This is a genomic window from Enterococcus sp. NPDC086594 (genome assembly GCF_044746145.1).
Lineage (GTDB): Bacteria > Bacillota > Bacilli > Lactobacillales > Enterococcaceae > Enterococcus_D > Enterococcus_D entomosocium.
In genome coordinates this window covers 1-18837 of sequence record NZ_JBIVBP010000010.1, presented here as the reverse complement: position 1 = coordinate 18837, position 18837 = coordinate 1, and the positions used below count along the sequence as shown (strand labels likewise).

Below are 18837 nucleotides of genomic sequence, written 5' to 3'. Positions count from 1 at the left end.
GAAGAACTACATACATTATTTTAAAAGGAAATGCACATAGAAAGGGGCTGGTTTAATGGATCAAACGAGAGTGGCAACACAAGAGCGAGCAACCAAAAGGGCGACGAGAGAAAAAACAGCTCCGACCCGTACCCGCATTCGGGAAAATCGTGAACTGAGAGAAAAAAAACGTGCCCACAGTCGCCAGAGCGATCAAGACCGATCTGTCTCGACGCGGGAGATCATTCAAAAAGCAGAACGGCAAGCAGTGACAAAAACGACGACTGCCAGCAGTACACAGGGCGTCAATCGCAACGAAGCGGCGCAATTTGCTGCCATGCCACCTAAAGAGCGGATCGATCATTGGTTGATGATCGCCGTCGAACAAAAAGCATCGGATATCCATTTAGTCGAAGGCGTACCGCCGATTTTTCGTCGCCACGGCGACTTGCTACCGATCGAAGGGGTTCCGACCATCGACACCAAGGACATCGAAGCCATTGCCGAAATCCTTTGCAACCAACGGCAATGGGAGGAATTCAAGGGAAAAGGCGAGACCGACTTGGCCTACGAACTAGGCGACATCTGTCGCTTTCGGGTCAATATTTTCCGCCAAAAAGATACCGTTTCGATCGCCTTGCGGCAGATCCCCATCGAGATCCCGAAGCTAAGCAAACTCGGTATGCCGACCGTCTTGCGGACTCTGATCCATAAAAGCCAAGGCTTGTTCTTAGTTACAGGGCCGACCGGTTCAGGGAAATCAACGACACTGGCTGCGATGCTGGACTATTTGAATGATACCAAAAAGACGCATATTTTGACGTTGGAAGACCCGATTGAGTACATCCATAACCACAAAAAAAGCATCGTTGCCCAGCGCGAAGTCGGCAGCGACACCATGTCCTTTGGCAATGGCTTACGAGCTGCCCTGCGTCAAGATCCAGACGTCATCTTAGTAGGGGAGCTACGAGATTTTGAAACAATCTCGATTGCTTTGACGGCAGCGGAAACGGGACACTTGGTATTAGGAACCTTGCATACGTCAAGTGCCCCAGCGACTATTGAACGGATCGTCGATGTCTTTCCTGCCGATCAGCAGACTCAGATTCGTACACAGCTTGCTGGCGCATTACTAGGGATCTTGTCCCAGCGCTTGCTGCCAACGATCGATGGCAACGGACGGGTAGCAGCAACCGAGATGATGCTCAATACCAGAGGGATCGCCAGCTTGATCCGTCAAGGGAAAACCCACCAGATCCATAATATGCTGCAGATGGGGAAAAACGAAGGCATGCATACCATGAGCGCTTCTTTAGAAGAACTGGTTGCTGCGGAACGGGTCGATGCCGATGTGGCAGATAACTTAATGGAGGAAGGGGGCGAATAGCCGATGGCACTCTTTGCCTATCAAGGCACCAATGTCCGAGGCGAAACGTTTTCTGGCAGCTTGCGTGCCAATTCCTCCGTTGAAGCCCGCCAAAAGCTGCGCCAAAAGCATATCAAAGTCAACAGTTTGATCGAACAGCCAGAAACCTTGGCGAATAAAGAGATTCAACTCTTTACAAAAGTTTCGTTAAAACTGCTGGTAGGGTATTTGCGCCAGTTTTCGACATTGATCGCTTCGGGGATCACGATTGTTGATGCCTCACGAATGCTGGAAGAGCAACAAAAAAACCCGAATTTCAAGAAAATTCTTGGCGAAGTTCGGGATGAGATTGATAGCGGACGCCCGCTCTCAGAAGCCTACAAAGATCATCCCAATGCCTTTCCGACACTTCTGACCAGTGTCATCGCTGTTTCGGAGATGTCTGGATCACTGGAAGGAAATTTGAAGGATATGGCGGATTACTATGAAAAAAGCGCCGAAAACCGCAGCGGGATCGTCACAGCGATGGTCTATCCGATTATTTTAGTGATTTTAACCTTTATCGTGGGGATCATTTTATTGGTGATGATCGTACCGATGTTCGTGGAAGTATTTGAAGGATTTGATGCGGATCTGCCGACGATCACCGTCGTAACGATGGCGATCAGCGAGTTCCTTCAGACCAGAGGGTGGGTTTTAGCCGTCTTGATCGTCGGATTTTTCGTCGGACTGTGGATCGCGCGACGCAATCCAACCTTCGATTTCGCTTTTCAAAGTTTTCTATTACGTATTCCGTTGGTGGGCGATATGATCACCAAAAATAGTTTTTCATTATTTATGACAACCATGTCGACACTGCTTAGCAGCTCTGTCGGTATGGTGACCGCCTTGAATATGAGTCGGGATGTCGTTTCCAATAAATACATCAAGCGAATCATCGATAACTGTGCCTTTCAAATTGAAGAAGGTGGCAAGATGAGCGATGTCTTTCGCGGCAACATGATGGTTCCGATGTTAGTGACCCAGATGGTCGAGATTGGCGAAAGTACTGGTTCCCTTGAGGACATGCTGAAACGATTGAGTATCATCTATCAAAAAGAAGTTGATGAAACCAGTAAGCGACTGAAAACGATCATGGAACCGATTGTCATCTTGATAATCTGTGTGATCGTTGGTTTGATCGTTGCGGCGATCATGATCCCGATGTTCGATTTATTCGGTGCGATCCAAGGGTAATGAATTTTGGTATTATCAAGCCACCTAGACGGCTTGTTTAATATATATGGAAGAAACAGGAGGAGTAAACACACTATGATTGATGCAATTTTAGCAGAAGAAACAACGGACAATCGATTGAATAAATTATTGAAAGACGAGCGCGGCCTCTCCTTGGTCGAGTTGCTGGCAGTAGTCGTTATCTTAGCGATCATCGCTGGGATCGGGGTTATTGCGATCGGTAACGTAATTCAAAATTCACGGGAAGATGCAGCTGTTGCAGATGTACAACAAGCATTTTCAGCAGCAATATTGTACCAATCAACGAATCGTACATTAAACAATGGAACAGCAGGAGCAGCAAATTTTGATTTGGCAGATGTGATTGAAGACGGCTTGTTGAGTGCAAATGCGTGGACATCAGTGTCAGCAAATGCTCCAGGCACAGTCCAATTCTATGTTTCAGCAGATGGTGAACTTACAATGTTTGTTCCAGGTGATGTTTTGAGAGCAGGGCAAGTAACCAATGATCCTGTGGGAGCAGCAAATGCTGGTTATAGTCAGAGTCAAATCAATGCTTTAACACGAGATGATCTATTTACACGACCTTAAGTCACTAACCTGACCTAAGAGGTGTACGGCAACTCAACCCCCAGGAAAAAAGGAGTTTTTTATGAACGAAATTTTGCAACAGATCCCAATGGGCCTAATCATTGGTTATCTTTTCATCATAGGAATGTGTCTAGGTTCTTTTTTCCTAGTGGTTGGTTGGCGGGTTCCCAAAAAGGAATCCCTGCTGACTCGCTCGCACTGTGATGACTGCCAACAGACATTAGGTGCAAGGGACCTCATTCCAGTTTTATCATACCTTATTTTAAAAGGCAAGTGCCGTAAGTGTCAAAAAAAGATCCCGCTGATTGCTTTTCTTTATGAAGTGTTGATCGGCATGCTATTTACGGGTACGACCTTGCTGTTTTGGGGCACTGCTGAAGTGATTGCCGCTTGGTGTTTATTAGCCTTGTTAGCCATTATTTCTGCCAGCGACATCTTCTATCAGCTGATCCCCAATAAAGTGTTAGCCCCTTTTTTCGCCGGAGGGATCGGTTTACGGTTGATCCAACCGCAAAATGAATTTTGGTGGTATTGGCTCGTTGGCTTCTTTGCTGGCTTCTTGCCATTGTATCTCTTAGCGGAGCTCAGTAAAAAAGGCATGGGTGGCGGCGATATCAAATTATTTGCCGTCTTAGGCGTGTATATCGGCCCAGTGCAAGTCTTGACGGTTTTATTTGTCGCATCTTGCTTGGCAGTGATCTTTTACGTGATCCAAATGCTACGGGGCAAAGTCAAAAGCCGCTACATTGCTTTTGGTCCCTTTATCGCCATTGCTACAGGCATGGTTTATCTTGGCAGCGGCTGGTTCCTTTGAATCGGGTTGCTGACCTTGGCGTTTGCTTGATTTGCTAAGCAAGCGTTGTACATAGAAATAGCGTTGGTTCCTTCATAAAAACCAACAAGAAGAAAGCAGGTCCTCGTATGTTTGGCAAAAAAACAATTCCCCGCTTAGTAGGGATCGACATCCAAAAAAACTGCATCCGTTACTGTACCAAAAAAGGTGACCGTCTCAAATACGGCGAGCTGGTTGTGAATGGTACGATTTTTAAAGATGATAAGCTGCGCAATCCTGATAGTCTTGAAGCCGCCTTCAATGAGATTGCCAAACGCTTGGGATTACGAACGATGAGTGTGGTGATCACGGCGCTAAATTCTCGTCTGCTGATCAAGCAGATCCCAATCGGTAAGATGAACTCGGAAAAAGAGATTCGCGAGTACTTGTATTTTGAATTGGGGGAGTCCATCTCTTTGCCTTTTGAAAACCCGATTTTTGATCTACTGATCCTAGGTAAAGGCAACAAGGAAAAAGCACCAAAAGCACAAAAGAGAAAAGCCAACAAGAAGGAAGAGAAAGCAGAACCGCAAGCTGTGGTTATCCAGCGGAATCGGTTTACCATCAATGGCAATGTGCCAGTCGTGGTCACATCAGAGCCGATTTTGATTCAACTAGGCGACACATTGAAAAAAGGCGGCCATCAGTTGATGGGCGTCGATTGCAGTTTTCTGGCGTATAGTCGTATGTTTCAGCGACAGATCAACTGGAGTGAAAATTTCGTGCTGGTCGAGTTAGATGCTGGCATCGCCAATATCACCTTTTTTGAAGAATTGGTGCCGACTTACCTGCAGTATGAAGATTATAATCAAGCCAACTGGAAATATATTGAAAAAGCCCAATCTGTGCAAGTGAACTTTAGGGAAAGTGCGGAGATCCAAGCACTGGAAGGGTTAGCAGAAACCTTGAATTCGGTGATTGCTTACTATTATCAGGAAATCTCGCCTGATTGTGAATTGAAAAAAATCTACTTAGTCGGCGGCCATCCAATGCTGCGGAAAGAAGTCCAAGAAATATTTCATGAGGTGTCTTCTTTGCCGGTCAAAACGATTTCAGCAAAAGTAAGTGAAACCAGCAAGAAAAAAATTCCCGACCGCTATATCTTGGCTGCGGGATTAGCGACGAAAGAGGTGTAACCATGAACATCAATCTATTGCCTAATAAATTTATCCGTAATCGGGCGTTTGAAGTCATTCTTTCGGTTTCGCTTCTCCTTTCGTTAGTAGTCGTTGGGGTTTGTGGGTTAGGTTTTTGGTATTATCAAAGGCTGGTGACCAATAATCAAAGCAATATCATGTCTAGTCAAGCAGAGCGCATCGTTTTCCAGCGCCAGTTAGAAGAGATGCTAGCGTCAAAATCTCAAGACCTGCAAGAATTCATTGCCTTGCAAAAGCAAGAGAAATATTTCACAGCGCCTATTATGGAAACCTTTGAGGAGGTGGCATCAGGGATCGATGTGACCATCAATTCGTATAATTTGCTGCTAAATGGCGAGGGGACAATGTCCGAAACAGCCCAAGACGGCACACCATTGTTTCCTTTGGTGAACATGGCAGTCCAGGGGGATGTTTATGAAAGTCTGATTCGCCTTAAATCAGCTTTTGAAGCAATCGATTGGGTACATCATGTGACCTATCAATCCTTCTCTCATAGTTCAACGCCGCAAGATGGGCGCATCACTGTTTACCTTTCACGAATCGATGCACCGCAAGTGATCAGTGAAGACAGCGAAGAAGAAAGCGAGGTGGAAGTTGATGACTAGAGTCTTTTTCTCTAAAAAACACATCATCATCTCCGCGGTGATTGCATTAGTTCTCGCTACCTCCGTACTTATTTTCTGGCTATTTTTACTGAATCCCAAACGTGCCGAAGGGATCGAATTGGCTCAGGAATTAGCTGGGATCGAAGCAGAGATCCGCGACATTCAGGAACAGCTGGTTTACCTACAAGGGGAACCAGACCTTCTTTCCTCAGAGACGGTCAATGAGGTGCCGATCATTCCCAATGGCATGGCGATCGAGTCTTATTTTACCGATCTCGCTGCCCTTGAAACGGAATTGCCGATCACGATTTTGCAATCGACCTTTAATGAAGAGATGCTTTACCCTACACCAGAACAACTGGCGGATCAGACCGGTGACAATCCTTTGGCTACGCAATTTCGGGTCACAAGGATCGGCTTTGACCTCCTGAGTGAGACGAATGAAGGAATCGTGCGTTTTATTGATCGGATGGAAAACCTGAATCGCTTTTTAAAAGTGGAATCAGTCGAATATCGGCAAGGAAGTAATACGTCAGGAGCAGATGCGTTTTCGGCAAGTGTCGTTATCAAGCTGTATTATCTATCGAGCTTTGAAACGGGACAAGAACTGTTGGAGTAATCAAAGGAAAGGGGTGCCTAGATGAAATCATTTACTGTTCTGGCGACTGTCTCGAAAATCAAACTGGCTGCCGCTGCATTAGGGGGCTTTATCGTAATTTCTATCTTGTATGCGGTCTTTGCTATCCATGGTGGCAATTCCTATGAAGTGTCCGGTCACTTTGACCCAGAAACAGGACAATATGTAGTGACGATCGAATCGGAACAAGCCGCAGGCGAGACGCTTTTCTTGATGGCGAATCATGAAGCGCTGGTGTCATTAGAAATGTTTGAAATGCTTGAGCTTGAGGAAGCGACCTTGCATCCAGCTGAACAAGAGGGTGTTTATGGTGTGGCAATCGAAGTGGCGCCTACGGAAGAAACGTTGTCCTTGGCATTACCGGTCTCTTTAGGAGAAGAAGACGCCATCGAATTTGTTCTTAAACGGGGAAACCGAACGCTGCAAAAAATCGCTCCGCCTTCTCTCGAGGAACGACAAGCCTTGCGATTGGAAGCCGACAAGGCTGTAGAAGAAGCAGCCTTGCTTGACATTCAGCAGCAGGAAACCAATGAGTCAGCGGCAGTCGAACTACTTTCAGAACGGGCGATGCAAGGAGAGCGTGCCGAAGTTTCGGACTATCAAGAGCTGCGGGCTGCTTTTAGTGATTCCTCGATCTCTGAAATCGTGTTTCTCGCTGACATTACCGCTGATTATACGAATGAGGCCATCAATCGCTTAACTGCGTTGAATCGTTCGGTGTCCATCGATGGGAATGGCTTTACCTTAACCACACCGAAGCGTTTCAACACGAACGGGACACCAAACTATAGCACGAATCCTACTGGACGTTTCTTTGAACTGACGACTACCCATGATCGTCAACCAGCGGTCTTTGAGTTAAAAAATATGACGATCGATTTTCAGGGGAACAATCTAGGATTAAACGCGTTGATCTATCAACAATCGCTGGCAGCTTCGGCTTTTTGGACGGTCAAAATAGAAAATATCGAGGCAAAAAGTGGTGTGCTAGAGGGAAGTACGGGCAATGATTTCCTTTATTTGCAGCAAGGAAATCTCGAGATTCGCGGAACGTTCCATTGGGTGGCTCACAAGAATCCAACCGCAGGTACTAATAATGATAATGGCAGCTTTAATGTCAAAAGTGTCTTGATTACGGATGAGGCGGATGTCAAGATCTCAAATACTCGGCCAATTTTTCGACTTCATCCAAATAACAACAACATTTCAACCTCGTTTCGAGTCAATAAGGGTTCTAAAGTAGACCTCTACAGCGTCCAGCGGCAAGTAATTTGGGCAAATCTCGAAGGACGTACTAATGAAGTGATTTTTGAAGTCGATGGAGAAGGCACGGTCTTAAATGCCTCATCACAAATGAATTTAGCGGGAGCGAACGGCGCAATCATTTCCTTGATTGGACAACGGGATGAGGGGAATAACAAGTTTTCTCGTACGATTATTTCTGGCGGTGCGGTCGTAAACTCCTATTCTAGAGCCCCCAGTCCCACGAATGGTGTACCGCAAGGAACCACAGCTTTTGTCAATCAGATTTCGAAAGCGGGATCGACCACCAAACTCGGCGGCAATGTGACGGTAACTGGGGAAGGGTCGCAGTTTAATTTGTTTGGCGATGGTCAACATCATGACTATGGTTCAGTTATGCGGTTTCGCTTAGTAGGGGAGCAGACCTTTGTGCTTGCCGACCAAGGGAAAATGAATATCGTCAAATACCATGGCAATGCGGCTGCAGTGCGGATGTACGGGCGGAACAACGAGTTCTATGTGGAGTCAGCTGGTCAGTTGAATATCTTTAACCATGCCGGCACCAGGACTGCGGCAGATGATGGCATCTATATTGATGAAACAGGTTTTGCCGTATTTGATCAGTACAATGATGAAGAACGAGAATTTGACCCATCTGCTGATTCCACCATTACTGCCAGTAATGGCTCAGATACGGCTGGTCGACAAGGCATTCAATTTCCTCTTGATGGCAGTGGAACTTCGGTTTTTCATGCACAAGGTGAAAACAGTCGAATCCATATCTATGCACATCGTGGACCTGCTGTTTGGATGCAAGGCGGAGAAGCCGAGTTCTTAGCTGGAAAAGACGCGACTTTTCGAATGGAAGGTCGGACCCTAGGTGCAAATAATGGAATAATCAGTTCGGTTGCCAGAAGCAATTTTGTGATTGATGAACCACTGTTTTATGACTTCCGAAATAATCGTCCGAATGGCGGACAAGCTTTTTCTAATTCGAACCGTAACAGTACCTTTATGTCTAATCGTGTTGGACTAGCGGTTTGGGAAAAGCGCAACGACGTGAATCTAGATGGTGATCCGGACAATTTCTGGAATCCACTGAGCTATCAACTAGGCAATGTCAATTTTGCACAAATCGTTAGTCCGCAGCCGGGAGAGCCTTTTTCAAATGAATTCAACAGTACGACTTTTAGGGGCGGGAATGCCTATACGCGATTTTCTGCCAATAATTATCCGCCAATGATCCAGCACTTAGTGACCCCGACCAATGCCGACAAAACCTTTTATGCCAAAGCGGTCGTTCCGTATGAATACACGGGGGCGATTCGCGATGCCTGGGATGATGAGGTCTGGGTGGAAGTTGCTTTGAAGGACGAAGCAGGCAACCAGCTTGAAACGCAATGGCTTTCCTCCAAATCAACTGTCGATGTTTTTGGTGAGGTGCATAATGGTGTGATCGCATGGACGCGGGACGACTTTTTCAAGACAGGTCAACGTTTTGAAGTGCTGCGTGCCCACCGAGGATTAGACCCCACGATGGAGGATGTTGACGATTCGATTTTCATTCATGCAACAGAAGAGAGTATTGCCGCTTTGCCTGATGCGGTCGTCGTGGATGTACGACCACCGACTGGTCTGCAAGTGGCAGAGGATCAGGTCTTTAATGAACGGACGACAACAGTTTCGGGGATCATGGATTTTCATTCTCCGCAAGACGACCAGCCAAAAGAGCGCGTCGCCATTTATGCGAGTACCGCGCAAGGATTGATCCGTGATGCTTCAGGTGACCCATATGTCATTACGCTTGATGCTGAACAAGGCAACTCCGTGCCGTGGCAGTATCAATTACCACGTCGCCTTGATCCTGAAGAGGATGTGTATATCGAATTTTACGCGAAAGATTTCGCAAATGATCGCTACGACGATTTCGTAGGAACGTTACCAGATACGACCACGACGGAACCCAATGGTCAGTTGGGGAGCACGAATCCGTCCGCCAGCGATTACGAGGACTATTTAGGGTATCGTGATGCCATTGGCGATAATCGTTTCCCACCAGCGCTATCCTTTGAAGTCACCAGTATTCGACCTTCTGACCCATCGATTACGTTGCGAGTACCGCAAAGCTTTGATCGTGATGAAGAAGGCAATCCGATTATCACCGTCGGCAATCAAATGATCTTGCGGACGATCGTAGAAAGCAACGATGCGCGAAATTCTGGGAAAGACGATATTGAGAATGCTGTCGTGACACTAGATATCTCGCCGAATTTATTGACGTTCTTAAATGTCGATGCGCTCGTGTACCAAGACAATATAGCCTCGGCTAGTCTTTCTGGCGATCGTATCACGATCCACTTAGAACGACCAATCGCACCGGGGGATCGCATGGAATGGAACTTGACTGCTCGAGTGGATGAACAGGCAGCTGCTGGGAATGTTCTGACCCCGGTAACGATCAACGGTAGAGTTTCGGGGAATCAGCCAGAGACGGAAAACATTTTGATAGGGGAAGACAGTCTCACGCTTCAGACCGGCACACGCGCTGTCACTGGTGAGTTGATCAATCTTGCTGTTCATAACAATCAGCTGCAAATTTTTTATTCCAATCTTAGTACCTTTGACGTCTATATGGATGGCACCTTTTATCGAACATACAACGTGCAACAAAGACCCGTAACGGATTCTGTCACCCTTGACATTCCTGTTCATGACATCCGTAATTTGATTTCTGTGCGCTACAAAGATGAAAATGGCGCAGACCGTGTTTCTTATTGGAACAATATCTGGGACTTCATCGATTAAACGTGAACAACCTGTTTTAAAACAAACAGAAGAAGAACAGTCTTTCACTGCTGGATCCGCTTGTTGCTGACCGAATTGCCTTGGTCAACAAGCGGGGAGCTATGTAGGAAAGACTGTTTTTTGGTGGGAAAATGACTGGAGGAAAAGGGGAAAGCAGGGTTTTTGTTCCGCAGGTTTTTTCGTGCTAGACTAAAAAGCAGAAGCACGTGAAGCAACAGCAAAACGAAGGGAACAAAGAAAGGACGTGCCGCAATGGCAACAACAGCCAAAGAAACCAAAGTACATGATGTATTTGAATCGATCGCTTCCCGTTATGATCGAATGAACGGTATTATCTCCTTTCAGCTCCACAAACGGTGGCGCAAGGACACCATGAAACGGATGGCAGTACCAATGGGTGCTGAGATATTAGATTTATGCTGCGGGACCGGGGATTGGGCGTTTGCTTTAAATGAAGCGGTCGGTCCGACAGGGCAAGTGACCGGCGTTGATTTTAGCGAAGAAATGTTAACGGTTGCCAAAGCAAAGGCACAGAAAAAGCAACAAACGCAGATCCAGTGGCAGACCGGCAATGCGATGGCATTAAGTTTTCCAGACGCGCACTTTGATTATGTGACGATCGGGTTCGGGTTGAGAAATGTCGCGGATCGCCAACAAGTCTTGGCGGAAATCCATCGGGTGCTGCGCCCAGACGGGAAAATCGTTTGTCTCGAAACATCACAGCCCACACTGATCGGCTGGCGGCAACTGTTTACTTTTTATTTTCACCATGTCATGCCGTTATTTGGCAAATTGTTCGCCAAAAGCTATCAAGAATATTCCTGGCTCCAGGAGTCTGCGCGGGATTTTCCTGACAAGGAGGCATTGAAACGGGAGTTTCAGGCAGCTGGCTTTGATGTGTTGCAAGTCAAAAGCTATGCAGGAGGTGCGGCCGCGATGCATATGGGCGTTAAACCTCAAAGCTAACGGCGTTTTTTTTCGATAGAAGAGCGACGAAATGAAAGAGACCATCAAGCGGATTGATGGTCTCTTTGCGTTGAGCAATTCAGAAAGTCTGTACGAGTTATTTTTTGTTTGGTCGTAAAACGATGTTGGTGTATAACCAGATGGTCACCACGTAATAAATGGCATAGAGAGCAATAAAGATGCCAAAGGGCAGCCATAGATCGTGGTACGGATCGATCATCAATGTTGTGAACATTTGTAATCCGAACAAGACATGGATCATCCCTAAGATACCAGGAACTAGGAAGAGCACACCAATCTCTTTGCGGATCGATCCTTTCAATAAGCTAGTCCGGGTTCCGATTTTTTTCAACATCGTATAGCGTTGAATGTCGCTGTTGGCCCCAGAAAGAATTTTAAACATCAAGCAGCTTGCTAACATCGTCAAGAAGGCGATCCCCAAGAAAAAGCCCATAAATTCAAAACCGGAGAAGAGACCATTATACGTGTCATAGACGAAAACCCGTTGCGAAAAATTCGTATCGGCAGTTTCAGTAGTATTGGTTTCTTGGTTTGTTTGCGCCAATTCATGTAATGCATCGTAACTTGCTTGAAAGTCTTTGACTTGCACCATACGCAAGCTGGATTCAGGGGCATTGATTGTGTCAAAAGCGGTTTGATCGACAACTTGGATCTCTTTGCCTCGTTGTTCTGGCAAGAGGTAGCTACGCAATTGGTCCTGCGCGGTGATATCTTTGGCTAATTGGTCTCCCGACAGCTTGTTGTAGGTAACGTCGATACTCAACTGATTCGTACTGGTGCTGAGCAAGTTGTTCTTGTTGAATTGATCTTTATTGTAATAAAGGGTGTCGTCTGTTTCCTTCAGACTATAAGTGACATCAAGAGTCGGCTTTAAGGCTGCAACTTTTTCGTCAGAAGCATTTTGGGCATTATTCAAATACAAGTCATAAGGGGCAACGGATTTTGCCATAATTGGGATCTCGTTTTTGAAGCCCAGACCAACAGTCAAGGCACCTAATGCAAGAGCAAAGAGCATGGCTACCATCGATAGCATCTGCGTATAATCACGAATCCGAAAGCTTAGCTGAGACAAGGTGAAATTGTTTAACCTTTTCAAAGCAATGGCATCGGTCCTCTTCAGCAAAGATAAAATCGTGATGATCACGGAACGAAAGACAAGGTAGGTCCCTAAAATAATAGTAACTAGGGCAACACCGATCCCCACTAATTGGAATTTCATCAAGTCGCTCATCATATAATAACCGACTGCTAAAGAACAAATCCCTAAGACAGTTTGCAAAAAGAGCATGAAAGGACGTTGCTTGACTTGCGCCGGAGTGCTGGTTTCTCGTAACAAGGCTAAAATTGATTTCTTGGCAATTGCCCGTGCATTAAAGATAGCAGCGATCAAAAAGAGAATCGAGAAGAATGCAAGTGTCACGACTAATGCTTGTAGATTAAAGGCCGCATAATGGCTGATCTGTAAATTTAATTGGTTCACTAGTAAGGTATTGACACCACTGGCTAATCCAATACCTAGTAAAGAACCAACAGCAGTGGCGGCGATCCCGACCAAGAATGTTTCAATGAAAATCATTTGGGCGATCTTACGTCCTTTGGCTCCTAGCATCATAAACATGGCATAGTCTTTTTGCCGCATCGCCATTAAGAAAGAATTGGCGTATAAAATGTAGGCAAAGGTGATGATCCCCAATAAGACAGAACCAAAGCGAAAGATAAAGACCACCATACTGATGATCGAGTTGCTTTTTAAAAAGGCTTCATTGCTGGCCATTGATTCGAACATATAGAAGATGGCTGAGGCCATGACTAAACCAGAAAAGAGGACGATATAATCCTTCAACCGGCCTTTGATTCCGGTAAGTGATAATTTCCAAAGCATGTGTTCTTCCTCCTTATTGTTCCAAGTTTCCTAGAATGACAAGGATCTTGCGGTAAAATTCTTCCCGGCTTTGATCCTCACGTTTCACTTCTTGATGGATCTTCCCGTCCTTGATAAATAAAATACGTTGGCAATAGCTGGCAGAAAGGGGATCATGAGTGACCAATAAAATCGATACTTGGTCATTGGTATTCAAGTCGTCCATCATATTTAATAAGTCTTTGGCACTTTTTGAATCCAAGGCACCTGTCGGTTCATCCGCAAAAAGAATCGTTGGTTCCGTGATCAAGGCTCGAGCGGCTGCCACCCGTTGTTTTTGCCCACCTGAGATTGCTGCCGGATAGTTGTCGAGGATATGCGTGATAGACAAACGTTCTGCGACTCGTTTGATCCGTTGTTGGATGATCTTTGGTTTGACTCCTTGTAAAGAAAGGGGCACCGCAATGTTTTCAGAAGCTGTTAAGTTTTCTAGGAGATTGAAATCTTGGAAGATGAAGCCAATTTCACGGCTGCGAAAATCTGCCAAGGCATCGCCTTTTAGTTTGGTGATGTCGCTGTTGTTGATGCGGATCGTACCTTTGGTTGGATGATCCAAGGTTGAAAGAATGTTCAACAAGGTAGACTTACCGGAGCCTGAAGCTCCCATGATTCCGATAAATTCACCTTTTTCAATATCAAAGCTGATGCCTTTCAAGGCTTCGGTTTGTTTTTCGTTGGCTTTTCCGTAAACTTTAGTAAGTTCACTTGCTTGAATAATTTTTTCCATGATTAAGTTACGCTCCTTTTAATTGAGTTAGTGCTTTTGCGGGAATGTCTTTTTCTTTGACCTCTTCATAGCTGGTCACGCCTTTTTTCTCATTCCATGTAAGTTTCAAATAGGCTTCTTTACGCAAAGGCCGCTCTTGGAAACCATTGAAATCAAGGGTTTTGCTTTTGCCATTTTCGTCATAAGCCGGTAGTTCATAGTGGTATTGAGTATAGACATTGCCACTGTCATCTTTAGAAGTCGTCTTTTCGCCATCTGTCGTGATTTGGACATAATAGCTGTCGCCCCCCATGATGACTGATTCAGCAATTTGCAATGCACCAAATCCCACAAGCACGACAACTGCTAGTCCAATCAAAAATTTTTTCATAAATAGGTCACCTCGTTTTTTATTATGATGAAAGTATAACGCTAGTTTTCTGAAAAGGAGTGTGAAAAATCTATCAATAAACTTTCAATTTTGTCACGAGGAACGAACAAAAAAACGTTTCTGAATTGTGTGATCCACAAATCAGAAACGTCGTTTGCTTGTTACTCTTCAGTCATATTTTTTGCGAAACAGTTCAACGACTAGTTGTCCCTCATCATACATAATGGCGGCTTCATCGATCATTAATCCCAATAAATAGTAATCTTTTTCTTCATGGATCGTTTGATGACCGCCCAACAGTTCAACGTAATAGTTTTCCAAGGTACTGTCTCTTGGTGTATTGAGCATGTTGATAAAATGTTCTAGATCAGAGGGCTGTTCAGGGAAAGGGCCCTGCACGACTGCTTTGAAACCTTCTGCTTCAAAGGCCATCTCGCTCGTTATCTTTTGACAGTCATGGGACAAAAAGTAGGTGACTACTTCATCGACGATTCGTCGTGCCCGTTCTTTTTCAATCATTTTTTTCGCCGCCTTCTGATTTGTTGGTATTCATCTAACAATGGTACCATTGCCGCCGCGACAAATCCACTGGAAAAACCGTTATTGTATAAGTTCAATCCTCCATGTAAATAAGTGATATTTGTGACCAGTGCTGCATGGACGATGCCTGCTAAGATACCAGCTACAGGACCATAATACCCACTGATCGGAGCTAAACTTGTTCCAAAGATCGCTGTGAGTAATAAGCTGAAGGTGGATACATCAGAAGTCAAACCGACTTTGGTGGCTAAGACCACCCCAATCATCACGGGCAAACTATTTTTCCAATGGTTTCCAAAGGCACTGAAACCAATCACGGTCAATACAGCCCCTAAAAGTGGACCGGAAAGCTCGCCTTGCAGCAGGAAAATAAAGACTAACATCAAGAGCCCCATCATTGCCATGTTCATCATGGTGATTCCTAGTGAAAAAATTGTGACATAATCGGTCATCAGTTTCCCAGAAGTTTTAAAAAGATCCGTTAAACCTTTTATTGATCGTTTATTTAAAAAATAACCAATAAAAAACAAGAAAAAACAAAGGATGAGCAAGAAAGCCGTCAGATAATAGTGATAGTCAGTCGTCAATTGCTTGTTCGAATAGACTTCCATGTCGAATAATCGTAAAAAGCTAGTGAAAAACATAGTGATAATACCGGTGGCAAAGCCAATATTGTACAAAGAAAATCCTTGATGGAATTGTAAAAATTGTGCTGCCAGTGGGGGGAGTGTTAAGCCAATCAAAATGCCGATTCCATAACCTAACGCGATTCCTAGGGGCAAAGGTAAGCCTAAGCCAAATGCTAAGTAACTAATGACGGGTGAGGCAGCACTGCCAAATAAAGCGACAAGTGAGTACTGGGTTGAGGGCCGTTGCTGTATGTAAGAGTATAGATAGACACCCAAGGGAATGGGGATTGAGTTAAAGATGTTTTTTCCAAAAAAAGAAAAGCCGGATATGGTAAAGAAAGCTGCGATCATCGGACCACTAATAATGGTTCCTTGCTTTTTAGCAAGCAGGATACTAATCAAAGTCAATAAGCCGCTATTCAAAAAGGCGCTTCCGAGATTGCCGATTGCAAAATAATCAGAAATCAAATTGCTAGGGGCATTCAAAATAGCCAACGATCCTTGCCACAATGCCTGAGGCGGCGAGGTGAACAAGCTGAGTAGAATCAACACACAGCTGTAAGCCAGAAGCAACCGCTGAGTTAAGAGCTGTGAGATCGGTGCAAAAGGTTTCGATTTCGTTTGTAAGAAAATTCGTTTGTCTGACATAGTTTCACTGAACGCTCCTTTTTTTCATAGTATCACATCTTTTCTCGTCTAAGAAGGTTTTTTTGACAGTTTCCACAAGGCGTTTTTCGAAAAATATGAGAGAAAAGGAACGTCATAAAAGAAAAACTTAAGGATATTTGAAAAAAAGCAATAGCGATTTATCAATGATTTTCGTCTTATTTTCAATAATTTCATAGATTGATGAAATTATTGACGGAAAGAGTTTTGAGAAAATTGTTATAATTTAGTTAATCTCGTTCAGATTTTCTAATAAAAAAGCCATTTTAAGATAAAAAAACTGTTTGCTTGGTTTTTTTATCAGTGAATCACAAATGAGGGGATTTAATAAGGAGGAAGAGTATGAAGAAAACGAAGTTTGGCATGATTACTTTATTGGCAGCGCTTGTTTTAGGGGCTTGCGGACAAAGTAACGGAGGTGGAACAGGTTCGACAGATACAGGAGAGTCGTCATCAGACGCTGCAGCATCCGATATCAGCACATTACCGTTAGCGGTAGTCAATGATGATGAAGTGATTGAAGGTGGAGTTTTAGACGTTGCTGTAGTAATGGACACCCAGTTCCAAGGATTATTCCAGTGGGAGTTCTATCAGGATGCCTATGACCGTGACTTTATGTTACCAAGTCATGAATATCTATTCTTACAAGATGAGGATTTTAAGATTATTGATGGTGGACCTGCAGACTTAGACTTGGATGTCGAAAACAATAAAGCGACGATCACATTACGTGATGAACTAAAATGGTCGGACGGGGTAGATGTTACAGCCGAAGATGTCATTTTTTCTTATGAAGTCATTGGTCATCAAGACTATGATGGCGTTCGCTACAATAATGACTTTACTAATATTGTTGGAATGGAAGAATACCATAGCGGTGAAGCAGATACGATTTCTGGGATCACAGCAGTTAGCGATAAAGTAGTTGAGATCGAATTTAAGGAAATGCATCCTGGAATGCAGCAATCCGGTGGAGCAATTTGGAACGCGGCATTACCAAAACATACCTTTGAAGGTATTGAAGTAGCAGATATGCCATCCAGTGATCCTGTACGGACAAACCCAATTGGTTTTGGTCCTTACAAGATGACGAATATCGTACCTGGGGAAACCGTAGAGTATGTTCCGAATGAACATTATTATGGGGGAACACCAACATTAGAAAAAATTGTGATGCGTAATGTTCCATCTGCATCGATCAATGAAGCACTAAATGCAAAACAATATGATTTAGTATTGAAAATGCCAACAGATACGTTCGATACGTATCAAGATATGGATGGCTACCAAATGTTAGGACGACCAGAACAATCTTACACCTATCTTGGTTTTAATTTAGGAACATGGAATGACGAAACAAATAGTGTTGATTTTGATCCAAACGCAAAAATGGCCAACAAAGCATTGCGTCAAGCAATGGGCTATGCTATCGATAATGATGCGATTGGTGAGCGTTTCTACCATGGCTTGCGTTCAAATGGTACAACATTGATCCCACCGGTTTATGGTAGTTTGCACAGCACTGATGTGGAAGGCTACCACTTAGATATGGATAAAGCAAATCAACTCCTAGATGATGCTGGCTTTATCGATGTTGATGGTGATGGCTTCCGGGAAGATCCAGATGGCAATAAATTAACCATCAATTTTGCTTCAATGTCAGGTGGAGAAGTGGCACAACCACTGGCAGATTACTATGTCCAACAATGGCAAGAAATCGGTTTGGATGTCCAATACTCTACAGGACGTTTGATCGACTTCCAAGCATTCTATGACAAGTTGAAAAATGATGATCCAGATATCGATGTTTTCCAAGCTGCTTGGTCTACTGGATCAGATCCATCACCAACTAGCTTATGGGGACCAAATTCAGCCTTTAACTACACTCGTTACGAGTCTGAACGCAATACAGAATTGTTAGCAGCCATCGATTCAAATGATTCCTTCGATGAAGAAAAACGCAAAGAAGCATTTGATGCATGGCAAGAATATGCATTTGAAGAAGCGTTTGCTATTCCGACATTGTACCGTAACCAAGTTTTGCCGGTCTCTGATCGTGTCGCAAACTTTACGTGGGCATATGATCCAGATCATAATCCATGGGCGACTATCGGAGTGACTTCAGAATCTCGCTAATCGATTTGTTGAATCACTGAAATCAAAAGAGAACAACGCTTTTGTCGTTTTCTGAAAAGCCAGCTCAGTTTACTTCTATAGTTAACCGGAGGGATGAGTTGTGTAAAATCAAATCTGGGTCAGGATAAACCAGATACGTTTTAAGATTTTAGCCCGAAAACCAGTTAGGTCTACGCACCTAACTGGTTTTTTGTGTACAAGTTAGGCTAGCATTTGACTGAAAAACGCCTGTCCTTCAATAAGCAGACAGGCGTTTACGAAAAAGATAAATCATGTTTGTAAGGATATAGGATGATTCAAAGGGAAGAATGTTAAATGGGCTCTTTGTCAATAAGGACTGATGAGTTGTGCAAAATCAAATCTGGGTCAGAATGAACCTCATTCTGGCTCAGATTTTTTGTTATCTTACTT

At 44.3% G+C, this 18837-nt stretch carries 15 protein-coding genes; 10 read left to right on the top strand and 5 right to left on the bottom strand.

The features are described 5' to 3' along the window. The first annotated feature begins 55 nt into the window (after positions 1–55). The 9 genes from ACIPK1_RS13285 (at position 56) to ACIPK1_RS13245 (ending at position 11416) form a co-directional block, all read left to right on the top strand. Positions 56–1366 (top strand): type IV pilus twitching motility protein PilT, encoded by a 1311-nt coding sequence (locus tag ACIPK1_RS13285; RefSeq protein WP_086316322.1) that lies wholly within the window; start codon positions 56–58, stop codon positions 1364–1366. Positions 1367–1369: 3 nt separating this feature from the next. Continuing rightward, positions 1370–2581 (top strand): type II secretion system F family protein, encoded by a 1212-nt coding sequence (locus tag ACIPK1_RS13280; protein ID WP_400451104.1) that lies wholly within the window; start codon positions 1370–1372, stop codon positions 2579–2581. 75 nt (positions 2582–2656) lie between these two features. Further along, a complete protein-coding gene (locus tag ACIPK1_RS13275) occupies positions 2657–3172 on the top strand; it encodes a type II secretion system protein (RefSeq protein ID WP_061054314.1) in 516 nt (171 codons plus the stop codon). Positions 3173–3233: 61 nt separating this feature from the next. Continuing rightward, positions 3234–3986 carry an A24 family peptidase gene (locus ACIPK1_RS13270; protein ID WP_008378680.1) on the top strand — a complete coding sequence of 251 codons (753 nt, stop codon included), beginning with the start codon at positions 3234–3236 and terminating at the stop codon, positions 3984–3986. 107 nt (positions 3987–4093) lie between these two features. Then, complete coding sequence (gene pilM, locus ACIPK1_RS13265) at positions 4094–5140, top strand: type IV pilus biogenesis protein PilM (RefSeq protein WP_016613454.1); 1047 nt, start codon at positions 4094–4096, stop codon at positions 5138–5140. Positions 5141–5142: 2 nt separating this feature from the next. Continuing rightward, complete coding sequence (locus ACIPK1_RS13260) at positions 5143–5766, top strand: hypothetical protein (RefSeq protein WP_016613453.1); 624 nt, start codon at positions 5143–5145, stop codon at positions 5764–5766. Further along, a complete protein-coding gene (locus tag ACIPK1_RS13255; RefSeq protein ID WP_016613452.1) occupies positions 5759–6385 on the top strand; it encodes a hypothetical protein in 627 nt (208 codons plus the stop codon). Before ACIPK1_RS13260 ends, ACIPK1_RS13255 begins: the two co-directional genes overlap by 8 nt. A gap of 21 nt (positions 6386–6406) precedes the next feature. Further along, positions 6407–10450, top strand: coding sequence for a pectate lyase-like adhesive domain-containing protein (locus ACIPK1_RS13250; protein WP_400451102.1), 4044 nt, complete (start codon positions 6407–6409; stop codon positions 10448–10450). A gap of 252 nt (positions 10451–10702) precedes the next feature. Continuing rightward, positions 10703–11416 (top strand): demethylmenaquinone methyltransferase, encoded by a 714-nt coding sequence (locus ACIPK1_RS13245; protein WP_244732008.1) that lies wholly within the window; start codon positions 10703–10705, stop codon positions 11414–11416. A 97-nt stretch (positions 11417–11513) separates the two neighbouring features. Here ACIPK1_RS13245 and ACIPK1_RS13240 read toward each other — a convergent pair whose 3' ends face one another. The 5 genes from ACIPK1_RS13240 to ACIPK1_RS13220 all read right to left on the bottom strand — a co-directional run bounded on the left by ACIPK1_RS13240 (position 11514) and on the right by ACIPK1_RS13220 (position 16272). Then, positions 11514–13319 carry an ABC transporter permease gene (locus tag ACIPK1_RS13240; protein WP_005235129.1) on the bottom strand — a complete coding sequence of 602 codons (1806 nt, stop codon included), beginning with the start codon at positions 13317–13319 and terminating at the stop codon, positions 11514–11516. A 13-nt stretch (positions 13320–13332) separates the two neighbouring features. Continuing rightward, a complete protein-coding gene (locus ACIPK1_RS13235; protein ID WP_005235131.1) occupies positions 13333–14085 on the bottom strand; it encodes an ABC transporter ATP-binding protein in 753 nt (250 codons plus the stop codon). Positions 14086–14092: 7 nt separating this feature from the next. Further along, positions 14093–14455 carry a YxeA family protein gene (locus ACIPK1_RS13230; protein ID WP_005235132.1) on the bottom strand — a complete coding sequence of 121 codons (363 nt, stop codon included), beginning with the start codon at positions 14453–14455 and terminating at the stop codon, positions 14093–14095. 168 nt (positions 14456–14623) lie between these two features. After that, a complete protein-coding gene (locus ACIPK1_RS13225) occupies positions 14624–14974 on the bottom strand; it encodes a hypothetical protein (protein WP_008378669.1) in 351 nt (116 codons plus the stop codon). Next, a complete protein-coding gene (locus ACIPK1_RS13220) occupies positions 14971–16272 on the bottom strand; it encodes a DUF1576 domain-containing protein (RefSeq protein ID WP_400451101.1) in 1302 nt (433 codons plus the stop codon). The genes ACIPK1_RS13225 and ACIPK1_RS13220 overlap by 4 nt, the downstream gene beginning before the upstream one ends. 360 nt (positions 16273–16632) lie before the next feature. Here ACIPK1_RS13220 and ACIPK1_RS13215 point away from each other — a divergent pair, with 360 nt between their 5' ends. After that, entirely contained in the window at positions 16633–18426 is a 1794-nt protein-coding gene (locus ACIPK1_RS13215) for an oligopeptide ABC transporter substrate-binding protein (RefSeq protein ID WP_016613448.1), read from the top strand. Positions 18427–18837: the final 411 nt, after the last annotated feature.